The 21857-nt window shown below is 42.9% G+C and carries 26 protein-coding genes and 1 tRNA gene; 9 read left to right on the plus strand and 18 right to left on the minus strand.

Features of this window, described 5'->3' with window-relative positions; all coding sequences use genetic code 11:
- Positions 1 to 12: 12 nt before the first annotated feature.
- The 8 genes from ruvB to DIU38_RS05505 form a co-directional block, all read right to left on the minus strand.
- Positions 13 to 1035 carry a Holliday junction branch migration DNA helicase RuvB gene (ruvB, locus tag DIU38_RS05470; protein WP_090526672.1) on the minus strand — a complete coding sequence of 341 codons (1023 nt, stop codon included), beginning with the start codon at positions 1033 to 1035 and terminating at the stop codon, positions 13 to 15.
- 182 nt (positions 1036 to 1217) lie between these two features.
- Positions 1218 to 1949 carry a polyprenol monophosphomannose synthase gene (locus DIU38_RS05475; protein ID WP_112658620.1) on the minus strand — a complete coding sequence of 244 codons (732 nt, stop codon included), beginning with the start codon at positions 1947 to 1949 and terminating at the stop codon, positions 1218 to 1220.
- 104 nt (positions 1950 to 2053) lie between these two features.
- The gene (locus tag DIU38_RS05480) at positions 2054 to 3532 is read right to left on the minus strand and encodes a POT family MFS transporter (RefSeq protein ID WP_112658618.1); all 1479 of its coding nucleotides are present in this window, start codon (positions 3530 to 3532) and stop codon (positions 2054 to 2056) included.
- 121 nt (positions 3533 to 3653) lie between these two features.
- Positions 3654 to 4577, minus strand: a complete 924-nt coding sequence (locus tag DIU38_RS05485) for a hypothetical protein (RefSeq protein WP_146750286.1) — start codon at positions 4575 to 4577, stop codon at positions 3654 to 3656.
- 311 nt (positions 4578 to 4888) lie between these two features.
- A complete protein-coding gene (locus DIU38_RS05490) occupies positions 4889 to 6067 on the minus strand; it encodes an acetyl-CoA C-acyltransferase (protein ID WP_112658614.1) in 1179 nt (392 codons plus the stop codon).
- Positions 6068 to 6300: 233 nt separating this feature from the next.
- On the minus strand, positions 6301 to 6477 hold the full coding sequence (locus DIU38_RS05495; protein ID WP_112658612.1) for a ribbon-helix-helix domain-containing protein: 177 nt from the start codon (positions 6475 to 6477) through the stop codon (positions 6301 to 6303).
- Between the two features lies 1 nt (position 6478).
- On the minus strand, positions 6479 to 7006 hold the full coding sequence (locus DIU38_RS05500) for a hypothetical protein (protein WP_146750285.1): 528 nt from the start codon (positions 7004 to 7006) through the stop codon (positions 6479 to 6481).
- Positions 7007 to 7010: 4 nt separating this feature from the next.
- Positions 7011 to 7868 carry an SPFH domain-containing protein gene (locus DIU38_RS05505; protein WP_090526686.1) on the minus strand — a complete coding sequence of 286 codons (858 nt, stop codon included), beginning with the start codon at positions 7866 to 7868 and terminating at the stop codon, positions 7011 to 7013.
- Positions 7869 to 7982: 114 nt separating this feature from the next.
- Here DIU38_RS05505 and DIU38_RS05510 point away from each other — a divergent pair, with 114 nt between their 5' ends.
- The 5 genes from DIU38_RS05510 to DIU38_RS05530 all read left to right on the plus strand — a co-directional run bounded on the left by DIU38_RS05510 (position 7983) and on the right by DIU38_RS05530 (position 12713).
- A complete protein-coding gene (locus DIU38_RS05510; protein WP_112658608.1) occupies positions 7983 to 10052 on the plus strand; it encodes an HD family phosphohydrolase in 2070 nt (689 codons plus the stop codon).
- An 84-nt stretch (positions 10053 to 10136) separates the two neighbouring features.
- Positions 10137 to 10223, plus strand: a tRNA-Ser gene (locus tag DIU38_RS05515).
- 250 nt (positions 10224 to 10473) lie between these two features.
- Entirely contained in the window at positions 10474 to 11691 is a 1218-nt protein-coding gene (locus tag DIU38_RS05520) for a site-specific integrase (protein ID WP_112658636.1), read from the plus strand.
- A 90-nt stretch (positions 11692 to 11781) separates the two neighbouring features.
- Entirely contained in the window at positions 11782 to 12048 is a 267-nt protein-coding gene (locus DIU38_RS05525) for a hypothetical protein (protein ID WP_146750284.1), read from the plus strand.
- Positions 12049 to 12050: 2 nt separating this feature from the next.
- Positions 12051 to 12713, plus strand: coding sequence for a zeta toxin family protein (locus DIU38_RS05530; RefSeq protein WP_112658604.1), 663 nt, complete (start codon positions 12051 to 12053; stop codon positions 12711 to 12713).
- 444 nt (positions 12714 to 13157) lie between these two features.
- Here DIU38_RS05530 and DIU38_RS05535 read toward each other — a convergent pair whose 3' ends face one another.
- From DIU38_RS05535 to DIU38_RS05545, 3 genes are all read right to left on the minus strand, one after another.
- Positions 13158 to 13631, minus strand: a complete 474-nt coding sequence (locus DIU38_RS05535) for a hypothetical protein (RefSeq protein ID WP_146750283.1) — start codon at positions 13629 to 13631, stop codon at positions 13158 to 13160.
- A 14-nt stretch (positions 13632 to 13645) separates the two neighbouring features.
- The gene (locus tag DIU38_RS05540; protein ID WP_112658600.1) at positions 13646 to 14086 is read right to left on the minus strand and encodes a cold-shock protein; all 441 of its coding nucleotides are present in this window, start codon (positions 14084 to 14086) and stop codon (positions 13646 to 13648) included.
- A 71-nt stretch (positions 14087 to 14157) separates the two neighbouring features.
- Positions 14158 to 14352, minus strand: coding sequence for a cold-shock protein (locus DIU38_RS05545; protein ID WP_112658598.1), 195 nt, complete (start codon positions 14350 to 14352; stop codon positions 14158 to 14160).
- 226 nt (positions 14353 to 14578) lie between these two features.
- Between DIU38_RS05545 and DIU38_RS05550 the strand changes: the two genes are divergently transcribed.
- From DIU38_RS05550 to DIU38_RS05565, 4 genes are all read left to right on the plus strand, one after another.
- Entirely contained in the window at positions 14579 to 14941 is a 363-nt protein-coding gene (locus DIU38_RS05550) for a hypothetical protein (protein ID WP_112658596.1), read from the plus strand.
- A 15-nt stretch (positions 14942 to 14956) separates the two neighbouring features.
- The gene (locus DIU38_RS05555) at positions 14957 to 15967 is read left to right on the plus strand and encodes a fatty acid desaturase (protein WP_112658594.1); all 1011 of its coding nucleotides are present in this window, start codon (positions 14957 to 14959) and stop codon (positions 15965 to 15967) included.
- Positions 15967 to 16830: a sigma-70 family RNA polymerase sigma factor gene (locus DIU38_RS05560; protein ID WP_112658592.1), complete on the plus strand. Its 864-nt coding sequence runs from the start codon at positions 15967 to 15969 to the stop codon at positions 16828 to 16830. Before DIU38_RS05555 ends, DIU38_RS05560 begins: the two co-directional genes overlap by 1 nt.
- A gap of 276 nt (positions 16831 to 17106) precedes the next feature.
- Entirely contained in the window at positions 17107 to 17481 is a 375-nt protein-coding gene (locus DIU38_RS05565; protein ID WP_112658634.1) for a response regulator, read from the plus strand.
- Positions 17482 to 17798: 317 nt separating this feature from the next.
- On the opposite strand, the gene DIU38_RS34395 is transcribed toward DIU38_RS05565, so the two are convergent.
- From DIU38_RS34395 to DIU38_RS05595, 7 genes are all read right to left on the minus strand, one after another.
- A complete protein-coding gene (locus DIU38_RS34395) occupies positions 17799 to 17927 on the minus strand; it encodes a hypothetical protein (protein WP_262714281.1) in 129 nt (42 codons plus the stop codon).
- Between the two features lie 86 nt (positions 17928 to 18013).
- Positions 18014 to 18988: a DUF5712 family protein gene (locus tag DIU38_RS05570; RefSeq protein WP_112658588.1), complete on the minus strand. Its 975-nt coding sequence runs from the start codon at positions 18986 to 18988 to the stop codon at positions 18014 to 18016.
- Positions 18989 to 18997: 9 nt separating this feature from the next.
- Positions 18998 to 19564 carry a BfmA/BtgA family mobilization protein gene (locus DIU38_RS05575; protein ID WP_146750282.1) on the minus strand — a complete coding sequence of 189 codons (567 nt, stop codon included), beginning with the start codon at positions 19562 to 19564 and terminating at the stop codon, positions 18998 to 19000.
- Between the two features lie 283 nt (positions 19565 to 19847).
- Entirely contained in the window at positions 19848 to 20156 is a 309-nt protein-coding gene (locus DIU38_RS05580; RefSeq protein ID WP_112658582.1) for a hypothetical protein, read from the minus strand.
- Positions 20153 to 20413, minus strand: coding sequence for a helix-turn-helix domain-containing protein (locus tag DIU38_RS05585; protein WP_112658580.1), 261 nt, complete (start codon positions 20411 to 20413; stop codon positions 20153 to 20155). The genes DIU38_RS05580 and DIU38_RS05585 overlap by 4 nt, the downstream gene beginning before the upstream one ends.
- A gap of 16 nt (positions 20414 to 20429) precedes the next feature.
- Positions 20430 to 20696: a helix-turn-helix domain-containing protein gene (locus DIU38_RS05590; protein ID WP_112658578.1), complete on the minus strand. Its 267-nt coding sequence runs from the start codon at positions 20694 to 20696 to the stop codon at positions 20430 to 20432.
- Positions 20697 to 20867: 171 nt separating this feature from the next.
- Entirely contained in the window at positions 20868 to 21650 is a 783-nt protein-coding gene (locus DIU38_RS05595) for a hypothetical protein (RefSeq protein ID WP_112658576.1), read from the minus strand.
- Positions 21651 to 21857: the final 207 nt, after the last annotated feature.

Consider the following 21857-nt stretch of genomic DNA (forward strand, 5'->3'; position numbering starts at 1 on the left):
TATACGTTTATCTCAAAATAAGGATGGATTTCCTCCCAGCTTTATCTTTCCTAAATGTTTGTAGGCAGCCTCAGTAGCTTCACGGCCGCGGGCCGTACGCATTAAAAAGCCTTCCTGTATTAAAAACGGTTCGTAAACTTCTTCAATTGTGCCCTCGTCTTCACCAACTGCTGTTGCAACGGTTTTTAAACCTACCGGACCGCCTTTAAACTTATCAATAATGGTAAGCAGGATCTTGTTGTCCATTTCGTCCAGTCCGTGACTATCTACATTTAAAGCGTTCAATGCGTACTGGGCAATCTCCGTATCAATCTTGCCATTTCCTTTTATTTGGGCGAAATCACGTGTGCGGCGAAGTAATGCATTGGCAATACGGGGGGTACCACGACTGCGGCGGGCGATTTCGTAAGCACCTTCATCAGTAATAGGTGTTTTAAGTATCGATGCCGAACGTAGTACAATGGTGGTAAGCAGTTTGGCATCGTAATATTCCAGGCGCGAGTTGATACCAAACCTGGCCCTTAGAGGCGCAGTAAGCAAGCCGGAACGGGTAGTTGCGCCTACCAGGGTGAATGGATTAAGCGAAATTTGTACCGAACGGGCATTGGGGCCGCTCTCCAGCATAATATCTATCTTAAAATCCTCCATGGCCGAGTACAGGTATTCTTCAACCAGCGGACTTAAGCGGTGAATTTCATCAATAAAAAGGATATCACCGGTTTCAAGATTGGTAAGCAAACCAGCCAAATCGCCTGGTTTATCTAAAACAGGGCCTGAGGTGATCTTAATGCCTACACCCATTTCATTGGCGATAATGTGCGAAAGGGTAGTTTTACCTAAACCCGGAGGGCCATGCAGGAGCACGTGATCAAGCGCTTCACCGCGCTGACGGGCAGCTTGTACAAAGATCTTTAAATTGGCTAATATTTTATGCTGACCGGTAAAATCCTCAAATTGCTGCGGGCGTAATACTTTTTCAATATCACGTTCGGCCGGACTGAGACGTTCGCGTTCAGGGTCAAGATGCTCATTCATTGCCAACGAAATTAGTAATTTTTTAGGCTAAAGGTGAAAGGTTAAAGGTAAAAGGTTTGTTTCTTTTTTTGTTAGGTTAAAGGCAAAAGGTGAAAGGTAAAAGGTTTTCTATCTTTTTTTAAATGTAAAAAGGCGAAATGATTCTACCTTTCGCCTTTTACCTTTATCCTTTCACCTTAAAGTCATCCCTCCGGATATTTCCTGAAGATGCTGTTGATCTTCATTTGGATCACGCCCAAAAATGCCTCGCGAAAAATTCGGGTTGACATTTTAGAGGTGCCAGCCGTGCGGTCGGTAAATATGATGGGTACTTCTACCAGCTTAAAACCGTGTTTAAGGGTAGTATATTTCATTTCGATCTGGAAGGCATAGCCAACAAATTTGATTTTATCCAGGCTCACGGTTTCAAGTATTTTACGCTTGTAGCACATGAAGCCGGCGGTAGCATCCTGCACCTTCATTCCAGTTATAAAACGAACGTATACCGAGGCAAAATAGCTCATCAGCACCCGGCTCATGGGCCAGTTAACCACGTTTACACCGGTTACATAACGGGAGCCTATTGCCGCGTCGGCACCGTCGATACAGGCTTGCCTTAGCTTTAACAAATCATCTGGATTGTGTGAAAAATCAGCATCCATCTCAAAAATATAGTCGTAATGATGGGCTATGCACCATTTAAAACCATGTATATAAGCAGTACCCAATCCCTGTTTCCCGGCTCGTTCTTCCATGAAAAGACGACCTTCATATTCGGCCTGCAGGCTTTTTACTATCTGTGGCGTGCCATCAGGCGATCCATCGTCAATGATCAGGATATGAAAATCATGAGGCAAAGAAAATACCTTACGGATCATCCGTTCGATGTTTTCCATCTCATTATAGGTGGGTATGATTACAACGCTGTCTGGCACTGAACAGTATTTAAATGTTTAAGCTGCGAAAATAATCAATTTACAGAGCATCAAAACAAAAAAACAGGAAAGCGTACGCTTTCCTGTTTTTTTGGAGTAATATTTTAAAGGTTATTCGTATCGGCAATGACCTCGTTTTCTACATAAGGATCGGTAATGTAGTTTCTTTCCTTAAGGCGTGGCGCAACAAACATGAATATGATGATAAACACGGCGATGAAAGCCACAAAAAACCATTCATAATTGGCGCCCTTAAGGTTTTTAGCCCACCAGCCCCCGTCTTCAATAAGCCCGTTAACAAGGGCTGTGATCAGGTTTCCAAACGAAACAACCAGGAACCAAATTCCTGACATAGTACTTTTCATTGATTTTGGAGAATGGGTATAAGCATATTCCAAACCGGTAATTGACACCAATACTTCCGCAGCTGATAATATTAAAAAGGCCAGCACTTGCCACCACATTGACGGAGAGCCACCATGATCAATACTTACATGTGTAAAACCGATAACTACAAACGATAACGCCGTCAAAATCAAGCCCGCTCCGAGCCTGCGCAAAGGTGTTGTTTTTAACCCGATCTTATCTAAATTTGGATAAATGACATAGTTAAAAAGCGGGATGAATAACAGGAGGAAAATGGTATTAAATGTAGACATTGAACCCGGTTCTATCTGGAATGAGGTAAAACCAAGATTGATGTTTCGATCCATTTTTGCAGCATACAGCGTCCATTCTGAAAGGCATTGGTCCCAAACAGCCCAAAACGCCAGCGCAAAAAAGAATACTGAAATTACACGGTATACCGCTTTAACTCCTTCAACGCGTTCCGGGTCATAACTTTCTTTGGCAATATCAAGTAATGATTGCCCTGGTTTCTTTTTACTTAAATGGGTAAGTGCATACCAGGTAATAAACACCAGGTTATTTCGGTTTACGCCCTGCGGAGGCACTTTCACATATTTTTTGCGGCCCATAAAAAATATCACAGTTGCCAAACCCATTAATATCCCGGGAACACCAAAAGCCCATTTAGGGCCGTAATATTTGTAAATGGTAGGGATAGCAATCGTTGATAACATAGAGCCTGCATTGATGCTAAAGTAAAACCAGCCGTAAACTTTTGAGAGCAAATCCTGGTTGCTGGCATCAAACTGGTCGCCTACGTTAGCCGAAACGCATGATTTGATACCTCCCGCGCCAATAGCTACCACAAGCATACCTATCTCAAAACCACTAAGGCTTGTATCAAACATGGCCAGTAACAGGTGCCCAAAGCAATATACGATGGAAATATAAAGGATGAGTTTGTATTTGCCGGTAAACCAATCGGCCACCATACCACCCACAAATGGTAAAGCGTAGGCCACCATAACAAATAAGTGATTTAGTTTATTGGCATGGGCATCAGCCTGTTGAGCCAACGCGGGAACAGCTGCAGGGTTAAAGAACTGTTTTACCAAAAAAAGGGTAAGTATGGAACGCATGCCATAAAAGCTAAAACGTTCAGCGGCTTCATTGCCAATAATGTAAGGGACGCTCTTGGGGAATTTTGATTTTAGAGGAGCAGTTTTTTCTTGCATCAGTTAACTTAAAATTTGCTAAAGGTAATATAAATCTTCCAATCCGAAATTTAATACCGAAAGTGTTACAATTTAAACAATAAAAGTGTTGGTTTTGGGGCTATTGCTGTTGTTTAATTTCTTAATGTTTTACCGGTAAAAGGGCACGGTCTTTTGCGGCTTGCTTTTTGGGATCAATATATTCGTTATTGGTGGCCGAATTGCCGTCGGCAATGTTGCGCATGTCAAGGTTTTCTATATAAGTCCAGCGGCCATCTTTTAATTGGTAGCCATCGTAACTCAAATCGGGGCCAAAGGTTTCAGGTTTGTCTTTGCTCCGGCCATTTGGCGCCGAAAGATGGTCAAAAACAATAATATTTTTCTCGGGCACAAATCTTAATAGCATCGATACCTGCCGGGCGTACTCAAATATAACACGGCTGCGGGTTTTGCCATTGCCGTTAAACACGGGCATGCCAAACTGCGGTACACCATTGTTAAATGAAATTGCATCGATCACTTTTTTTGTGGATTTAACGGTATTACCTTTCCACCCTAATAATACATAATATGGTTTGGGGCCGTACACCGGTACTATCTTATAGTATTGGGCACCATACCATTTATGGCTATCGGTTACCGAATCCTCTGGGTTTTTCAATAAAGGCGAATAATCTTCGAGCGGGTACATTTTAAGCGGGCCGCCGGTATTTATTTGAACAGTACCATAAAAGCGATAACTGCCATCGAGGTTTGTAACATGCCAGCTCAGGATGCGAAAACGGTTATCGGGCGAGTTGACAATGCTGATGCTTTTAACTGAATCAAAAGGGAACAGGAATGAGTTATTGACCTTCAGCGCTTGTACCAGTGTTTTAATGAACTGATAATTGGCATTTTTACGCTCCATGTCGTTCTCATCATTTACAATTTTTTTGCCAAGGCGAGTGAGACTATCCTGGTATTCGTTAAGTTTTTTGAGCCTTGTACCTTCGTCATGGTATTGCGCAAAAGTTTGCATGCAAAGCAGTATGGAGAAGATAGTAAGAAGGTTTTTTTTTGTCACTATTTTAATTTAATTAGTTGAGCTTATTTTTTATGTCTTTGCGAGATGGCTTTGCAAGTTTCTTTATATATAATGAGATTGTTTCGTTTCTTATAGTGACGTAATTGTAAGCTGTTGGTTAGTATTGTATTTTATAATCTATTTTATAAATATGGGCGTTGCCTGCGGCCCGGGCTTTCCGTTACAAGTCCTCGCTTTTCCTGCCCGCAACCGCAACCCGCGCTGTGGGCTTTTCACTGCAATCCCTAACGCGCCCCACGCACAACATCGCTAAAATATATTTTGCTTACAATGACGTTATTTATAAAATACTAACGTAAATTTTCGATAACCATTGCGCTGGCGCCACCACCGCCGTTACAGATGCCGGCAGCGCCGTATTTGCCGTTGTTTTGCTTTAATACGTGTAAAAGGGTAACAATGATTCGTGCACCCGAAGCGCCGAGAGGGTGGCCTAATGAAACAGCACCGCCGTTAACGTTTACTTTTTCCGGGTCGAGGTTCAAAAGCTGGTTGTTGGCTATTGATACTACAGAGAAGGCTTCATTGATCTCAAAGAAGTCGATATCTGAATTTTGCAGGCCCGCCCTGTGCAGTGCCAGCGGAATGGCTTTTGACGGTGCGGTAGTAAACCATTCGGGCGCCTGCTGTGCATCGGCGTAGGAAACCACCTTAGCCAATGGGGTTATACCGAGTTCATCCGCTTTTTCGCGGCTCATGAGTACTATTGCTGCGGCACCGTCATTAAGGGTTGACGCGTTGGCGGCCGTAACAGTGCCGTCTTTTTTAAATACGGGTTTTAATGATGGGATCTTGTCAAACTTAACTGTTTGGGGTTCCTCATCTTCAGTAAACATGGTGATATCGCCTTTTTTGTCTTTAAGGCCAACCGGGGTAATTTCGTCTTTAAATTTACCGTCTGCCTGTGCTTTTTGGGCACGCTGGTATGATAGGATGGCATATGCATCCTGTTCCTCCCGACTGATGTTGCAGTCGGTAGCGCACAGTTCGGCTGCTGAGCCCATGTGATAGTCGTTGTATACATCCCAAAGACCGTCTTTTACCAAACCGTCAATGATTTGCCCGTTACCTAAACGGTAACCGTTGCGGGCCTTATCCAGGTAATAGGGCACGTTGCTCATGCTTTCCATGCCGCCGGCAACAACAATATCGTTTTGCCCTATGGCTATGCTTTGGGCGGCTAACATAATGGCTTTCATACCCGATGCACAAACTTTATTAACGGTTGTAGCCGGCAGATAGGGGAGCCCGGCAAATATGGCTGCCTGTGTAGCAGGAGCCTGCCCAACATTGGCCGACATTACATTGCCCATATAAATTTCCTGAACCTGATCGGGCCGTAAGCCCGCTTTTTCAACTGCTGATTTGATGACTGCCGCGCCCAACTGTGTTGCGCCGATAGCAGCCAGGCTGCCTCCAAAACTACCTATAGGTGTGCGTGTAGCCGCTACTATTACTACTTCTTTCATGTGTCCCTCATTAAAATTGGTGGGCAAATTTAGTGATTTGAATGAAAGAAAATACTATGCATGCATAATAAAATTAGTTGCAGTTTTTTAGTGGCAGTAGCAGGTTTTAAATCAGTTGATAGTTTAGTTTGCAATTTTTTGATTATGTAAAATTAGGGCTTTTGTAATGGGACAATAATTATACTAACTGCAAACTGTAAACGGCAAACAGTTGCTACCTACTGCTACTGCCATTAATCACTATCTTCCTTTTTCTTCTTCGAACTTTCTTTTTTACGGGCATGCAGGGCTTGTTGCATGAGGTATTCGATCTGGCCGTTGGTGCTCCTGAATTCTTCGGCTGCCCAGCTTTCAATCTCCTTCAGCATGTCGGGGTTAATGCGTAATACAAATGCTTTTTTTTCGGCCATATCAACTTGCGGCCGCTGCCTGGGCCTGTTTTAACAAAACTAAATTTATGCCCAGTAACGCTAATAGAGGCAGTTCTGGTACTTTTTTGATCATATCGAGGTCCATTTTTACAATAAAAGGATTTTTCCGGCTCCATATTTTGGTTTCGACATTCAGGATATCGCCCAATTGCTCGTTTACCCAGGTGCAGGTGCGCGAAAGGATCTTTTTATTATAAAAAGTAGCCATGAGCCCATTGTTTAAATTGAGCGTTATCTTACGGCTCCAGATCTCTGGTGTCACCAAACCTGTTTCCATGCCATCGGGCTGTTCAATAGCAAGTTTTCGGCCTATCCAGTTCTTACGTTTTACTATCCAGTTTTCATTCGCTGTTTCGAGTAAGCAAGCACGTTTTAAAGCTCCTGTATAGGTGAGCTTCCCATAGCTAAACTGCCCGTCGGTAAGCTCATACCATGGCCGCCAAAAACCATGCCTCAATACTGGTAATTCCGACACGCGGAGCTGATCAAAGCTTCTAAATTGATCCATGATATTAATGGTATAAAGTACCTGTATTAACAACAGGGTTAACGGCTTTATCACCGCAAAGTACAACCAGCAGATTGCTTACCATGGCTGCCTTGCGTTCCTCGTCAAGTTCAACTATGTTTTTTTCGGATAGCTTGTTCAGTGCCATTTCAACCATGCCAACGGCACCTTCAACTATCAACTTGCGGGCAGCTATTATGGCCGATGCCTGCTGTACCTGCAGCATGGAATGGGCAATTTCGGGAGCATAAGCCAAATGCGAGATTCGGGCTTCCAGTACTTCAATGCCGGCGCGGTCAAGCCTTTCGTTCAACTCCTTCTCCAACATTGAGCTTACCTGTTCGGCGCCACCGCGTAGGGTAATGGCTGCAGTTTCATCCTCCAGGTTATCATAAGGGAAAGAGTTGGCCAGGTGCCTTACTGCAGCTTCGCTCTGGATATTTACATATTGAATGTAATTTTCAACCGCAAATACGGCAGCGGCGGTATCTTTTATCTGCCATACTATAACCGCTGCGATTTCAATAGGGTTACCAATGCTATCGTTTACTTTCAGTTGTTGCCCGTTAAGGTTAAAGGCCCTTAATGATACTTTTCTTTTTACGGTGAAAGGGTTCACCCAAAAAAAGCCATCTTTTTTTACAGTACCCAGGTACTTGCCGAAAAGGGTAAGCACTTTTGATTCGTTAGGATTAACGACAACAAGTCCCGGGAGCAGAAAAACGAAGCCGATGATAGCTAACATAGCGCCAATAGGTTCTTCACCCGCCCAAAAGCAAAGGGCAGCTATTACCAGTAATGCAAGGAATACAATAAGCACAGCAAAGCCGGATGGCGGGTTGATGGTTTTTTCAGGATTCATGATTTAGTTTGATTTTAAAATGATATCATAAAGATATCAAATTTATTTTTACAAAAGCAAGAAAAACTGCATATAACAGAAACTTATATTATTTTTGGCAGGTTAATCATTTAAATGGCAAAACTATCCACTTCGCGCCAAAAGGCTTTACTGCGCAAATACGCCCGTAATGTTAAGTTTTTGATGATGCTGATTAGTATCGTACTTATTGTTTACTTTTTACCGAAGCAGGCAAAATTTAGCTACGAGCACGAAAAGGGGAGAATCTGGAACCAGAAAGACTTGGTATCGCCCTATAATTTCGCCATATTAAAAACACCTCAGGAAATCATGGCCGATCAGAAATCGGCCCTGGAAAGTATTACGCCTATATACCAGCTGGATGCCGCCATGCAAAACCAGCAGATTGATGGTTTTAAGGCCGACCTGGAAATTAAATGGCATAATGCCGGTATCAATGACAAACTCAAGTCGAAGTACATTGCTGTCGGTACCGATTTATTGACCGAAATTTACCAGACAGGGGTTTTTAAACCCAATGCCAAATATCAGCAAAGCTCCGAAAATTACCCCATACGGATCCTGGATAAGAATGTGGCCACTGATAAAAACACCAGTGAGCTGTTTACCAAAGAAAAAGCGCAGGCTTATTGTGATAAGGTATTGAGCAGGCATACTGATTTAGATAAAGCCTTCCTGCTCGATGTGATCAGCAACCGCCTCCAAAATAATCTTGCCTATGACAATAACCTTACTTCGAGGCTGGAGAAGGAGGTTGTAGATGGCCTTTCGGTAACACGCGGAATGGTGCAAAAAGGAGAAGTGATAGTTTACAAAGGCTCGGTAGTTAATGACGATGTTTATCAAAAACTTGAATCATTTAAAAAAGCCTTTGAGGATAACGCCCGTGTTAACGGTAACAGGAACTTAGTGCTCTTGGGGCAATTTTTCCTGGTGGCTATAGCTATATCGCTGCTCATGATTTTCCTGTATCTTTTCCGTAAGGATATTTACGCCGATAACAGGTTGGTAAGTTTAATATTATTGGTAATTACTACCATGCTGGCCACTTTATCGCTGGCTATAAAACTCCAGTTCCCGACTAATTTGTACTATATCCCTTATTGTATAGTACCTATCATTATTCGGATATTATTTGATACCCGTTTGGCGCTTAATATCCATTTGCTGGTGGTTCTGATAGCCGGCTTTTTTGTACCTAACAGTTTTGAGTTTGCTTATTATGAGATTACGGCGGGTATGGTATCCATCTACAGTATTAAAAACCTTGTACGCCGCGAACAGTTTCTGATCTCTGCAGTGATTATCATCTTTACCTATTTCGTGGCATTTTTGGGGATTACCTTTATTCGCGAGGGTGATTTCCTGAACATCGACTGGATGGACTTTTTGCCGTTTGTAGTTAGCGTACTGCTTACCCTGCTGGCTTACCCGCTTATTTATTTGTTTGAGAAGGTTTTTGCCATCACTTCCGAAATTACACTCATCGAACTAACTAATACCAATGCGCCATTGCTGCGCGAACTGGCTTTTAACGCACCGGGCACCTTTCAGCATTCGCTGCAGGTAGCTAACCTGGCCGAAAACGCTATTTATGCAGTTGGCGGCAACGCCTTGCTGGTTAGGGCGGGGGCGCTTTATCATGATATTGGCAAAATGGAGAACCCTTTGTTTTTTATCGAAAACCAAAGTTCAGGCTTTAACCCGCATGATAAACTGCCTTATGAAGAAAGCGCCCAAATCATTATCCGCCACGTGAGCAGGGGTATTGAAATGGCACGCAAGTCCAACCTGCCCGAGGTGGTGATTGATTTTATCCGTACCCATCATGGTAATACCCGCGTGGATTATTTTTACCAGTCGTCATTGAAAAATTTTCCGGAAAAATTCATTAACGAGAACATTTTTCGCTATCCCGGCCCCATTCCTTTTACCAAAGAAGGTGCCGTTTTAATGCTTGCCGACTCGGTTGAAGCCGCATCGCGCTCATTAAAAGAGCCCGATGAAGAATCCATCAGTGTACTGGTAGACCGTATTGTGAAATACAAGCTTGATCAAAACCAGTTGAAAGACAGTAATATAACTTTGAAAGATATAGAAACAATCAAGGCTATTTTTAAGCGCATGCTGATGAGTATTTATCATGTTAGGATAGATTATTAAAAAATGTAATTTTTTTTTGCAGGGATACTTGAATTACTATATTTGCAGTCCCTGAAAAAAGGGATATAGTTTAAAAAACAAAACGGAGAGATGCCTGAGAGGCCGAAAGGAACAGTTTGCTAAACTGTCGTACTGGAAACGGTACCGAGGGTTCGAATCCCTCTCTCTCCGCTGAAAACCCTGTCAAAAACAGCTAAAAGCCTGCAAATCAAATGTTTGCAGGCTTTTGTTTTGGTGGCAATTACCCAGATTATGCACCAAAACACAACAAAAATGTGCGTATTTCGGTGCGTCACTTTTAGTTGTTGCCTTACGCACCGAATTTGATATATCAACTTGATTATCAACCAGTTCAGTTACTGAACATCTTGATTATCCTTGATCGCAAACCTAATTTTGTTTCACTTTTAACGTTATGGTTATGAAAACTAAATTCAGTTTGCTTTTTTACATCAGGAAACCTAAAAACTACAAAAACGGCCCCATGCCGATATGGGTACGAATTACCGTTAACGGCAAGCGTGCCGAAACACCATCAGGCAGAGGGTGCGAACCGGAGCAATGGAACGGTTCTGCTGGCCGCAGGAAAGGCACCAAAGAAGAAGTAAGGTCATTTAACGCTTATTTAGATGACCTGCAAGCCAAAGTTTACGAGGCGCACCGCCAGCTTACTGAAGCAGATGAACTTATTACCGCTGAAACTATCCGCAATAAGTTTATGGGGAAGTCCGAAAAGCCACATCTGCTATTGGAGATATTTGCAGACCACAATCAAAAACTGGCAGCACTGGTCGGCAAGGAATATACTAAAGGAACGCTGTGCCGCTATGAAACTTCTCTTAAGCATACCCGCAATTTCCTGAAATGGAAATATAACCTGTCTGACATTGATATTAAACAGGTTGATCATGCCTTTATTACCGAGTATGAATTTTATCTGCGTTCTGTACGCCAATGTGCCAATAACTCCGCCGTCAAGTACATCAAGAACTTTGGTAAGATTATCCGCATTTGTATCGCTAACCGATGGCTTGTTTATAACCCGTTTCTGAATTACAAGAACAAGATCAAAACGGTTGACCGGGTTTACCTGACTACAGAGGAACTACAGGAACTGGCGGATAAAGATATGGCGACAGACCGTTTAACGCAGGTACGTGACATTTTCCTGTTCTGCTGTTATACCGGCCTTGCTTATGCGGACGTGAAGAAACTGCGCCGCTGGGAAATCGTTATCGGTGTGGACGGCGGCAAATGGCTTTCGATAAACCGGCTTAAAACGGATGTACCTTCGCGTATCCCCTTGCTGCCAACAGCTTTAGCCCTCATCGACTGTTACGCCGATCACCCACATTGCGAGAACAGCGGACGGGTATTGCCAGTATTGAGCAATCAAAAGATGAACAGCTATCTGAAGGAGATTGCGGACGTGTGCGGTATCACTAAGCCGATCACCTTTCACATTGCCCGCCATACTTTTGCCACTACGGTAACACTCTTAAATGGGGTGCCCATTGAAAGCGTGTCAAAGATGTTGGGGCACACTAATATCCAAACCACACAGCACTACGCCAAAATACTGGATATTAAGGTTGGTGCGGATATGGCTTTGCTTAGGCAGAAATATGCAGCAGTCTAATATTCATTTGAAACACCACGAGGTTACAATAGCCTCGCGGTGCTATTCATTTACTATGATAAATACACATTAATTTTTACTATTTTTGTTATGTACACACAACAGCATCTCATGCGAACCACGGCAGACATACGTTCTAAATCAGTATTCGAGTTATCGGCAGAAGAACTGTCCGAGCGGCTCAAGCCGACTGCTGATGCCGTAAAACGCGAAACCTTTTCAAGGAACGGTTATCTCACTTATTTTGACCAGGCCATTTGTCCCGATACCAGTTACATGGTGCATGAATACCGGGATAAAAAAGAACTGGTACAAATAGACGACAAAGGCAAAGCGCACTTCATTAAAATTCTTTAATCATGCTCTTGTACAACCCGCAACTATTAATCATAGCGGGGGGTAACGGTGCAGGCAAATCTACCTTCTCGAAAGATTTGTCATCTGTGGATGCCTTTATCTTTGATGCAGATAAAGAAATCGCAAAGATAGAAGCACGTTATCCCGGCCTGCCAGCCGAAAGTATATCCTATGCTGTAGACCAATTTTTCCTCGACTGTGTGGAGGACGCCCTAAAAAAGGGCACGGATTTTACTATCGAAACCAATTTCAGGGATGCCGGATTGATGAATACCGTAAGCCGTTTTCAGGAGAATGGCTATACCGTAAGCCTGGTTTATCTCGGTCTTAGTGACATCCAGCAATCAATGGATCGTGTTACCGCTCGTGTAACAGGTGGCGGCCATTTCGTGGATACCGACAGCATCCGCTATAACTTTGAAGAAGGATTAAAAAATCTGATATACTTTGTAGCCAGGTTTGACAATGTCGAATTTATAGATGCATCGGGAAGTTTATACGAATTGAAATCATTGTTGAGCGTACAGAACAGGCAGCTTGTTTTCCTTACCGATGATCCCCCCGAATGGGCAAAGCAAAGCTTAGCACAAATATCACGGCATTTTAGTCCGCATGCACCTGACCGCGATGACGATATGGAAATCAGGCGCGGCCCACGGCGATAGGTTTGCAGTTAACGCTTTAGTGATGCCGATTGAACACCAGCCCCTTAATCACCGCTTAAGCAACCAAAAGCGTAAGAAGGCATGGCTGTCAAGGGAACGTGGAATAAATAGTGACGCGAAGCGGAACGGTTTATGCCGCGAAAGCCCTTTACTGACATGCCTTCGGCGGCTATCTTCGCGAAAGTGGTGAATAAGGGACTTATTTCTGCAAACGGCAGTCGCGGTTTGCTTTTGCAGTGAGGCTGGCGGCGTAAGAATGGAGCCGCCTGCCGCAACTGCAAACCCCAATTTTCCCCTCTTAAAGTGGATAATTTGGCTCATTCCATACGTCCTTAACGTTTATTCGAAGTAGAGTATTTTTACGGCTATGATGACCGAGAATGCTCATTTAAGTGATGTAAAAAACTTAATTATCTTGAAACTAAGTTATCTATCATTTATATCCTAATTGGCTTTTGAAACGTCTCCCAACCAATCAATTTGAAGTTTAATACAACTATCTTGAATTTTCAATGGCTTCGGTATTGATTTTTTTTCTGTTTTATCTGTAGTCAAACTTCTAATAAATGTTTCTCCTACTTCATAAGGTGAACAATCTCTGTAAGAACCAAACTCAACAAAGTTTAACTCATTTTTAGGGATACTCTTTTTCCCTTCGTGTTTCTTTCTCAGCAGCTCCTTTTGTTCTTGAGTTAAATCTTTGGGGATAGTGATTGCATTAGCATAATTGTGAGGGATAAATTTACAATCCGTTCCAGTAAACATTACGACCTTGTAAATCCGTTTACTGAATTTCCTTTTATTTTCAATATCCTTTAACCATGTTTTAAATTCATCTTTATTCAAACTTAAAACATGATCATCTGTATTTTCAGGAAGATAAACCAAATCATTTTGCTGTTCAAAGAATGAAAGCAAATCACAACAACGATTTAAACTATCTTATTCACGTTTATAGCAATCAGCCCTTTGGGGCCTTTTTCCGTCAGATAATTAACCTTGTCATTTTCTTTAGCGGGATAGCTCAACTGATTGACGTGAAAGAAAATTTTAGCATTGCGGATGAATCCAAAGCCTTTACTTGTATTATAAAAGCTAATTACCCCAGACTTTAACGGGTCTTCGGCATCTTCGACTTTTTTCGGAGTTGCTATGGCCACATCTGACAGTTCAATCATTTTTGGCTGTGTTGATTTTGGTTGCGATGAGGTAATGTTTCCATTTTCATCAACATAAGCCATCATGTCTTCCAATCCTTTTCCTTTACCTGAATTGGCTTTTCGCTCCGCTGCCTTTTCTTTTTTGTCTTGAAGTTTTTTTTGCCGCTTCTTCTCTTTTTCCTTTTTATTGAATGTTTCGTTTGATTTTGCCATACGTATAAGAAAATGATTAAAAAAAAACACCTGCCGGTTGAGCAGGTGTTACGAGTAAGATATAGTGATAATTAAATGACCTTTACGTTTACTGCGTTCAAGCCTTTCTTGCCACTCTCCACGTCAAAACTCACTTGGTCGTTCTCGCGGATCTGGTCGATCAGGCCTGTTGAATGTACAAAAACATCTGTTCTTGTATCAGTTTGTGAAATAAATCCAAAACCTTTCTGGTTATTGAAAAATTTCACGGTTCCTTCTTTTTGCATTTTATTATTTTTAATGAGGGGGCAAGGTAGACTTAATAATTGACATTATTTTACCTTTCGTTAAAAAAGTTAAAATATATTTAAATTACCTAACATGCTGCCACTGTCAAAATAATGCTTACCTTGCACTATATACCTACAGCTCGTCATTACTTAGACTTTACCCTCAACTGATTCAGGTGATCTTTAAGCTTTAATTTATTAATCCGGATCAGTTTAAGTATTTATGAGCCATCAACAATCGCCCGTTTCGGGCCGCGTTAACACGCAACAACATTCTACAGCAGGTACGGCTGATCTTTTTTTATTTGATTTGAAGAATGAAGCCAGCGAACATGGCTTTAAAGCCGATGAATCCTGGACTTTGCAATTGTCAACGGATGAAGAAATCGCAGGTTTGAAAAGACAATATTATCCGGTGATCTCAAGCCGTCTAAAGCCGGCAGCATTGCTGGAAGTATTTCAAGTGGTAAAACAAAGACTACAGCAAACACTTAGCAGCAGCGACCTTGCATTGACCGAAAATGATATTGCCAGGAATGAGAAAAAGCATCTTGCCGCATTCTCTTCCAAACATAACCGTAAATAATTAGAATATCAGTTTATGGCATTCTTAGATCATGTGCTACAACAGCCCAGTTACGGTTGGAGCGACGAGCAGGGAGCGTTAGCTAAACCTCGGATATCCGCTATTTTAAAAGAATTTGCCCGAAGGCTTAACGTGTTTAAAGACCGCAAAAACTGGCTGCCGTTTTTCAGTTGGCTAAAGGTACTCTGCCTGGTCCCTTTCGTCGCACTATTTGTTTTCAAGTTCTTTACCTTATGGATGTTTAGCGCAGCCTTTCTTTATGGGATGATCATCATGGGATCGCACGGCACCATCTGGCACCATCGGTTTTGTACGCATGGCGCTTACCGTTTTAAAAATCGGTTTTGGCGCTTTATTACCCAAAATCTAACCATTAACATCATTCCAGAAGAAATTTATGTTATTTCTCACCATGTGCATCATGCCAAATCTGATCAGCCGGGTGATCCTTATAATGCACAGGGTGGATTTTGGTACTGCTTTTTGGCGGATGTTAATCATCAGCCCATCGCCAAAAATTTGTGTGAAAATGATTATGCGCGTGTTAAGCGCCTGATGGCTCATACCGGTGTACGGGCAAACACCTACCGGCAATATCAATATTGGGGGTCTTATGTTAATCCTTTTCGCGCAATAGCGGCATGGTTGCTGAATTGGGTGTTTTGGTATGCGGCTTTTTACCTAATGGGCGGGCATGCCCTGGCCTGTACATTGTTTGCCGCAGCCGGTATCTGGGCGGTTGGCGTACGTACTTTTAATTACGACGGGCATGGGCATGGTAAAGACAAACAGCGTGACGGAATTGATTACAACCGCAACGACAGATCGATCAACCAGCTGTGGCCGGGCATCGTAGCGGGCGAATGGCATAATAATCATCATTTGTATCCTAAAAGTGCACGAAGCGGTTTTAAATCTTACCAATTAGACCTGGCCTGGATATACATCAAATTTTTATACCGGGTGGGCGCTGTGAGCAGCTACCGGGATGACAAAGCCGTATTTGCAGCAAAATATCTTCGTTAATGAGGCAACTAAAGATCACTCCATCAATAACCAACCGGGATAGCCACTCGCTTGATCAATATCTGAATGACATCAGTAAGATCGGCATGGTAACGCCTGACGAAGAGGTGACCCTAACCCGGCTTATTCGCGGAGGGGATGAGGCGGCCCTGCATAAATTAACACGTGCCAACCTGCGCTTTGTGGTATCCGTTTCTAAAAAATTCCAAAACCAGGGTTTACCACTTAATGATCTGATCAGTGAAGGTAACTTGGGATTAATAAAAGCCGCTTACCGCTTCGACGAAACCAAGGGTTTTAAATTTATTTCTTATGCAGTATGGTGGATACGGCAGGGCATATTGCAGGCTATTGCCGAAAAATCCCGTATCATAAGGCTTCCGCTAAACCAGATCGGTTCAATTTCAGGTATCAATAAAACCTATTCCAGGCTTGAACAGGAATTTGAACGTGAACCATCTGTCGAAGAATTGGCAGAAGCCATGGAAAAAACCGTAGACAGAATTGCCGATGTAATGAGCATCTCCAGGCGAACGGCTTCACTTGATGCACCCTTTGGCAATGAAAGCGAGAATTCTTTACTGGATACCATCGCTTCTGGTGTAAGCACAACCGACGACGCATTGTTAAAAGAATCTGTTTCAGTGACTATCAAAAATGTTTTAAGCACCTTGCCCGAGCGCGAAAGATCCGTCCTGACATTATTTTTCGGTATCGGTTATTCGCAGCCTTATACTTTAGAAGAAATAGGCGACCATTTTAGCCTCACACGTGAACGGGTACGGCAGATCAAGGACAAAGCTCTGCATAACTTAAGACAGCAAACGCACCGTTACGAATTATTAAAATCAATGAATAGCTAAATACGCTTAACCCATGAGCGCTGCTATAATTGATGTATACCGCAAGAATGCCTGCATTATTGAAAATCGGGTCGGACAACATTAATTATTTCGCTAATATTTCTAAAGAATAAATATTTTGTCTGGGTTATAGTAGCATTAAATGGTGGACACTACCCTAATTTAATTACGCCTTTAATTAATCCGGTGCCATGATTACGATAATCATGGCACCTTTATTGTAATAGATACGCTGTCGTCATGGTTTCCGGTCAAGTCGATTTAAAACACAAATCGATGACAGCAAGAAACGAAAGAATATTGGTCATAGACGATGATCGTGACATACGCGATATTATCCGATTGATTTTAGAACTGGAAGGTTTTAAGGTCGATGTGTTAGATAATGGACACTTTGTGGACGAAACAATACTTTCCTTTAAGCCCCAATTGATTTTATTAGATGTAATGCTTGGTGACATGGACGGACGCCAGATTTGTCAAAATCTTAAAAAACAACCCAATACACAGGATATACCTATTATTATAATATCTGCCACGCACGGCCCAAAACTCCTTTTAGAAGAGCTTTGTGGTGCAGACGATTATATAAGCAAGCCATTTGATATTGATAACCTGATTTCTCGAGTTAATCTTAACTTATCCAAGTAATCTATTTCCGTTAATGATAGCATAAACAATGGTCGCCTCCAACCACCCAATTGACTGCATCATTTATACTTTTGAGACGTCTAACTTTTGCTGGACTATCATGCATTAGCTCGGAACTTAAACTTAATAGCAGGCTGTCTTCATTCACGATGTTGGCACTTACCGGCGGCAGTTTTCAGCTATGCGGGTTGGATGTGATTATGAAAGAGTCGGGCAGGCTAATCTTGCTCAGATATTCAAACGGGGATGCCTATATCAGGGCCAGGCTTTATATGGCTGCGGTTAGTCCTGTCATCCATAAAAAACCCCCAGAAGATTTATTTAACCGGCTTAAGAGTAATGGTATAGTTGTCCTGGAAAGAAACTGCTTGTACTGATCTATACGCTTTATAAAAACGGGCAGGATTATAGCCCGGCTCATTGGTAGCCTTAAGTTTATTCGGCATCCTTGTTTTTACTATAGCCCATATAACGGGCTATAGTAAATGGTCTTTGCCACCTCGGCTAACCTCTGGTATGGCAAAGGTACGCATCAGCGCGTGATCTGCTGACTTTGTGACCGCTTCTTTCGTCTTTTCTTTTGCTCGGCCTCGCTTTCCAGGGCGATATTTGCACCTACCGTGTAGACCGGTTCCATCAGTACTTCCAGGAAACCCGCTGCTGTTTTACCAGCAGCTGCCAGCATATCGCCCGTAGTTTTGAACAAACTCTCCGCAACTCCCTGAGCAAGCTCGTTAGCGATAGCTTTGCTCTGATAATTTTGCGAAGACCCCTCGGTAAGCAGGCCCATTTGTTCCCGTTGAGGCAGTTCACCATTCTTTTGAACATTCGCATAAGCCAGGGTATCTTTTAGTTGCCTGTCAAACGAAAACAAGCTATCAAACAGGGTTTCCCCACTCTGCTTGAATGCCACGCGGTCAAACTGCCCCATTTTTTTAGAATGCTCGGCATTACTTCCCCGCGAAGTGTTCATCGGGCTAAGCTTGATGCTGTTGGTTGCATCCTTGCGGCTGACAATCACCTGTACATGCATCTGTTCGCCATCCTTTCGTTCGCCGCGTTTTTTAAGTCCTTGTTTTACCTCCGGGTCTTTGTGGCTATAGTAACGGTAGTTTTCCAGTTTGGCGAACCATACCAGGTCTATATGACTGTTGATGCCTTCGCGTTTAAAATTTTGAGCATAGGCATCCATTGCACGGACGGCAAACCCTTTCATTTGTTCCCTGGCACCAGTCTCGCCGTATTGCTCCTTTAGAAAAGCGATCTCCTTCTGGCTGGGGCTGATATTGATTAGGAAAAATTTGGCATCGTTATTACCCAGTTTTCGGACATTACCGTCGATCTTCCGCATGACCTCGTAAGGCTCAATCCTGACCTGCTGGCCGTTGAACCAGTACTCCGGCTCTTGTTTATGATCGAGCCGGTTCTCCTTTTCCAGATAATGTATCAGCCCTGCGCTGCTGCCTTTGTTGGCGGCCTCTTTATTGTCGGTAATATTGATAAACATATAGCCCTCCTAAAGCAAGCTGACCTGCGCTTTCGTTGTTGAGATCAATTCCTCTTTTTCCTTCCCGGATGTCATCAGGCCAAAGGCGTCTCTTGACCTGATATAACTGTCCAGAATATATAAGAACTGTGCCTTTAGCTGCTCCCTACTCTTATGTGTCTTTTGCATCACTTCCATCACCGTCCCGATTGCGTTTAACTTCTGTTCATGCACGTTTTGCTTGTTAAGCACATCCACATTGTGTTTCAACACTTCGCTGTTAAAGCGGTCAATGATCTTGATCTGTGAAGCGACCATCCTGTCCATTTCCGTCTTGATCGGGATGAGCAGCATATCTTCCTGTTTTCGGATAAAGCCAATGTAATCTTTGTGGTTCTTCATCAGCGCGTTTTTTAACAGTTCGTCATTCAGGTCAAGCGGATCTTTTTTGCTCTTGTAGAAATAATCGACCATCTGGATAAAGACCTGGCGCTTTGTCCGGCCCAGTTTCAGGGCGATCTTTACTAATTTATCATCGACCGGCACCGGGTACCTGACCGATCTAACATTAATATCTTCCATCATAAATCCTTTCATTTCACCGGCAAGGCCATTTATACAGCTATGCCTTTATTTGTTTATATGGGATACTGCCAAGTATCCTTTTTTCTTTTCTTTCACCAGCGAAAACGCCCTTAAGTATCCCCGGAGGATACGCCAAACCCTTTTTGCAGCGCAAAAAGCAAGCAAAGTAGGGCTCTGCCCAACTTCCGCTTGCTCCTTTTCTTTTGCAAGAAAAGGACAGCTGTTTCCGCCATGTCGAAACCATTTGAGTTTGACAAGCCTTTGGCCTCGTTAAGTGTCTGTATATACGTTTTCATTAATTATAGCCCGGCCAATAAACGAGGCTTCCAAGCCTCGGATGATAAGACGGCTGATAACGGATGTATCCGAATTCATCCAGTTCCCGGATGCATTTATGATAGGTCGCAATCGATGCGATTCGGCTGTATGCCATCAGTGTTTTCCGGTTAACGGAGAATGGATTTTGAAAGCCACTCCGCTGCCAGCAAACGAACATGCCTGTGCACAGGCTTACATGAGTGGCGAGTATCCGGCTGTCTGCGCTCATGCGCCTGATCCATTTGCCATAGTCAGCCGCTTCTTTTTGAACACTTGTGTGGGTCATTGCTGGCCTCCTTCCAATAGCTTGGTGATGTCTTCCAGCTTGTAGTACAGCATCCCGCCGATCTTCGTGTAACGCAGCGTTCCGTTGATCCGCAGGTTTTGCAGGGTACCCGGTGAGATGTTTAATAGTTTGCGCACCTCTGCACTTTTTAGCCATTGTTTGCTTTGGCCTTGTTCGGGTTTAAGCAGCCCTTTGATTTCCCCTAATAAATTTTCAATCTTCCTTAAATCATCTTTGGTGATAAATTCGATGTTCATCTTTCCCTCCTAAATCTTAAATTTTTTGTTGCATGGTTTCGAGCACTTCGCTCATTCTGAAATAGACCCGCTTATGCAGGCGGAAAAAGGGCAGTCCCTTTTTCATCCACTCGGTCAGTGTCACCAGCGACACGCCTAATTCGGCGGCCAGTTCCTGTTTGGACAATAGCCGTTCCCGGCTAACGTTGCCAGTGCTACCGCCTGTTTTAAAATGTTCCTGTAATTCTGCCCTCACTGCATCCCGGATGCAGCGGCTGAGGGCTTCATTGCTGATAATTTCCATAGCCTTTGTTTTGGGACAAAAGAATGCTATGGAACGGGCTTTTTGTTACCACGGCGTTTGCGTGGTAAATTTGAGGCAGTTTGGATAAAGCAAAATAAAATACATAACAGCTTCGATACCAGCTTGATGCTGTAATACGGCGTTTGCAGGTTCTGCTATCAGGACATAGGGTTATTTGCGTTTCTTTACCGGCGTTATGGTGTAAAGCTGGTGCTTTTCGGGGATTTCGTTCTCCCGCTTTTTCGGGTCTTTCGGGTCGATGCCACGTAAATAATACCGCAAGCGGTCTATTTTGATTTCTTTAGTCTGACCTTTGTTTTGAGGGTCGTCCTCCCGGAAATATTTGCTGATCATCTTCGCCCAGGCGATCTGCGCGGGAGTGATCAGCAGCTCTTTACCGTCCGGGGCTTTCAGCTCCTGCATTTGCAGGCAGAGGTCGAGGATAGCCAGTGCCTGGCCATCCCTGATAATGATATAATCATTTGTATCCCATAGGCTATTTTCTTTTCTTTCAGCTTCTAAACTCGCTATTTGCTGCTTGAGCGTTTGAATCTCAAACTCCTGCTGCGCGATTACCGCATCATTCGATTTGTGAACATTCCAGCGGTCTAAAGGGATAAGGACTTCTGTAAACTTTTTAAGCCTTACTATCTGTCGCTCGTTTTGAATATGGTCTTTATCGTAAATATTCTTCCCGAGTAACACATTTAGCTGCCTTTCGATCACTCCCCATAAATATTTAAAGAATATTTCTTCCTTGCCATCGGCATGGCTTGCTAAATAATAATTCAGGTGACGATGGTAAAATTCTTCGATCTTATCTTCAGGAATGGCGAATATCCTTTTAAAAAGGTGTTTTAAAAATGGCTGGCGATCCCAAGTTAACGGGTTGCCGATGTCAAGGGTATCGGCTGCAAAATCAAAACGGTAGCGTGGCTTAAAATATTCTTTCATAGGTGTAATGATCTGGTTAAATCAAAGTTACGGATAACGGCATGTTTTTCCGCAAAACCACTTTAACAGGGCGTCCGTATTCAGTAATCAATATTGTTTCGGATAATAGCATTATTAAACCTTAACAACTTATCAGTCGTCGGCAATCTTCCATTATTATTTGTTGGTTTATTAGCCTGAAAAACTGTATCTTTATGTTATAAGATT

It is taken from the genome of Mucilaginibacter metallidurans, assembly GCF_003286435.2.
GTDB classification, from domain to species: Bacteria; Bacteroidota; Bacteroidia; order Sphingobacteriales; family Sphingobacteriaceae; genus Mucilaginibacter; species Mucilaginibacter gossypii.

What these genes read in the sequence shown, in the direction of transcription:
- DIU38_RS05560 (WP_112658592.1), top strand. Translation starts at nt 15,967, where the DNA reads ATGAGGCAACTAAAGATCACTCCATCAATAACCAACCGGGATAGCCAC.
- DIU38_RS05520 (WP_112658636.1), top strand. Translation starts at nt 10,474, where the DNA reads ATGAAAACTAAATTCAGTTTGCTTTTTTACATCAGGAAACCTAAAAAC.
- DIU38_RS05590 (WP_112658578.1), bottom strand. Translation starts at nt 20,696, where the DNA reads ATGGAAATTATCAGCAATGAAGCCCTCAGCCGCTGCATCCGGGATGCA.
- DIU38_RS34395 (WP_262714281.1), bottom strand. Translation starts at nt 17,927, where the DNA reads ATGCCGAATAAACTTAAGGCTACCAATGAGCCGGGCTATAATCCTGCC.
- DIU38_RS05490 (WP_112658614.1), bottom strand. Translation starts at nt 6,067, where the DNA reads ATGAAAGAAGTAGTAATAGTAGCGGCTACACGCACACCTATAGGTAGT.
- DIU38_RS05530 (WP_112658604.1), top strand. Translation starts at nt 12,051, where the DNA reads ATGCTCTTGTACAACCCGCAACTATTAATCATAGCGGGGGGTAACGGT.
- DIU38_RS05570 (WP_112658588.1), bottom strand. Translation starts at nt 18,988, where the DNA reads ATGTTTATCAATATTACCGACAATAAAGAGGCCGCCAACAAAGGCAGC.
- DIU38_RS05480 (WP_112658618.1), bottom strand. Translation starts at nt 3,532, where the DNA reads ATGCAAGAAAAAACTGCTCCTCTAAAATCAAAATTCCCCAAGAGCGTC.
- DIU38_RS05540 (WP_112658600.1), bottom strand. Translation starts at nt 14,086, where the DNA reads ATGGCAAAATCAAACGAAACATTCAATAAAAAGGAAAAAGAGAAGAAG.
- DIU38_RS05500 (WP_146750285.1), bottom strand. Translation starts at nt 7,006, where the DNA reads ATGGATCAATTTAGAAGCTTTGATCAGCTCCGCGTGTCGGAATTACCA.
- DIU38_RS05580 (WP_112658582.1), bottom strand. Translation starts at nt 20,156, where the DNA reads ATGACCCACACAAGTGTTCAAAAAGAAGCGGCTGACTATGGCAAATGG.
- DIU38_RS05545 (WP_112658598.1), bottom strand. Translation starts at nt 14,352, where the DNA reads ATGCAAAAAGAAGGAACCGTGAAATTTTTCAATAACCAGAAAGGTTTT.
- DIU38_RS05565 (WP_112658634.1), top strand. Translation starts at nt 17,107, where the DNA reads ATGACAGCAAGAAACGAAAGAATATTGGTCATAGACGATGATCGTGAC.
- DIU38_RS05595 (WP_112658576.1), bottom strand. Translation starts at nt 21,650, where the DNA reads ATGAAAGAATATTTTAAGCCACGCTACCGTTTTGATTTTGCAGCCGAT.
- DIU38_RS05550 (WP_112658596.1), top strand. Translation starts at nt 14,579, where the DNA reads ATGAGCCATCAACAATCGCCCGTTTCGGGCCGCGTTAACACGCAACAA.
- DIU38_RS05505 (WP_090526686.1), bottom strand. Translation starts at nt 7,868, where the DNA reads ATGAATCCTGAAAAAACCATCAACCCGCCATCCGGCTTTGCTGTGCTT.
- DIU38_RS05510 (WP_112658608.1), top strand. Translation starts at nt 7,983, where the DNA reads ATGGCAAAACTATCCACTTCGCGCCAAAAGGCTTTACTGCGCAAATAC.
- DIU38_RS05525 (WP_146750284.1), top strand. Translation starts at nt 11,782, where the DNA reads ATGTACACACAACAGCATCTCATGCGAACCACGGCAGACATACGTTCT.
- DIU38_RS05555 (WP_112658594.1), top strand. Translation starts at nt 14,957, where the DNA reads ATGGCATTCTTAGATCATGTGCTACAACAGCCCAGTTACGGTTGGAGC.
- DIU38_RS05575 (WP_146750282.1), bottom strand. Translation starts at nt 19,564, where the DNA reads ATGAAAGGATTTATGATGGAAGATATTAATGTTAGATCGGTCAGGTAC.
- ruvB (WP_090526672.1), bottom strand. Translation starts at nt 1,035, where the DNA reads ATGAATGAGCATCTTGACCCTGAACGCGAACGTCTCAGTCCGGCCGAA.
- DIU38_RS05495 (WP_112658612.1), bottom strand. Translation starts at nt 6,477, where the DNA reads ATGGCCGAAAAAAAAGCATTTGTATTACGCATTAACCCCGACATGCTG.
- DIU38_RS05585 (WP_112658580.1), bottom strand. Translation starts at nt 20,413, where the DNA reads ATGAACATCGAATTTATCACCAAAGATGATTTAAGGAAGATTGAAAAT.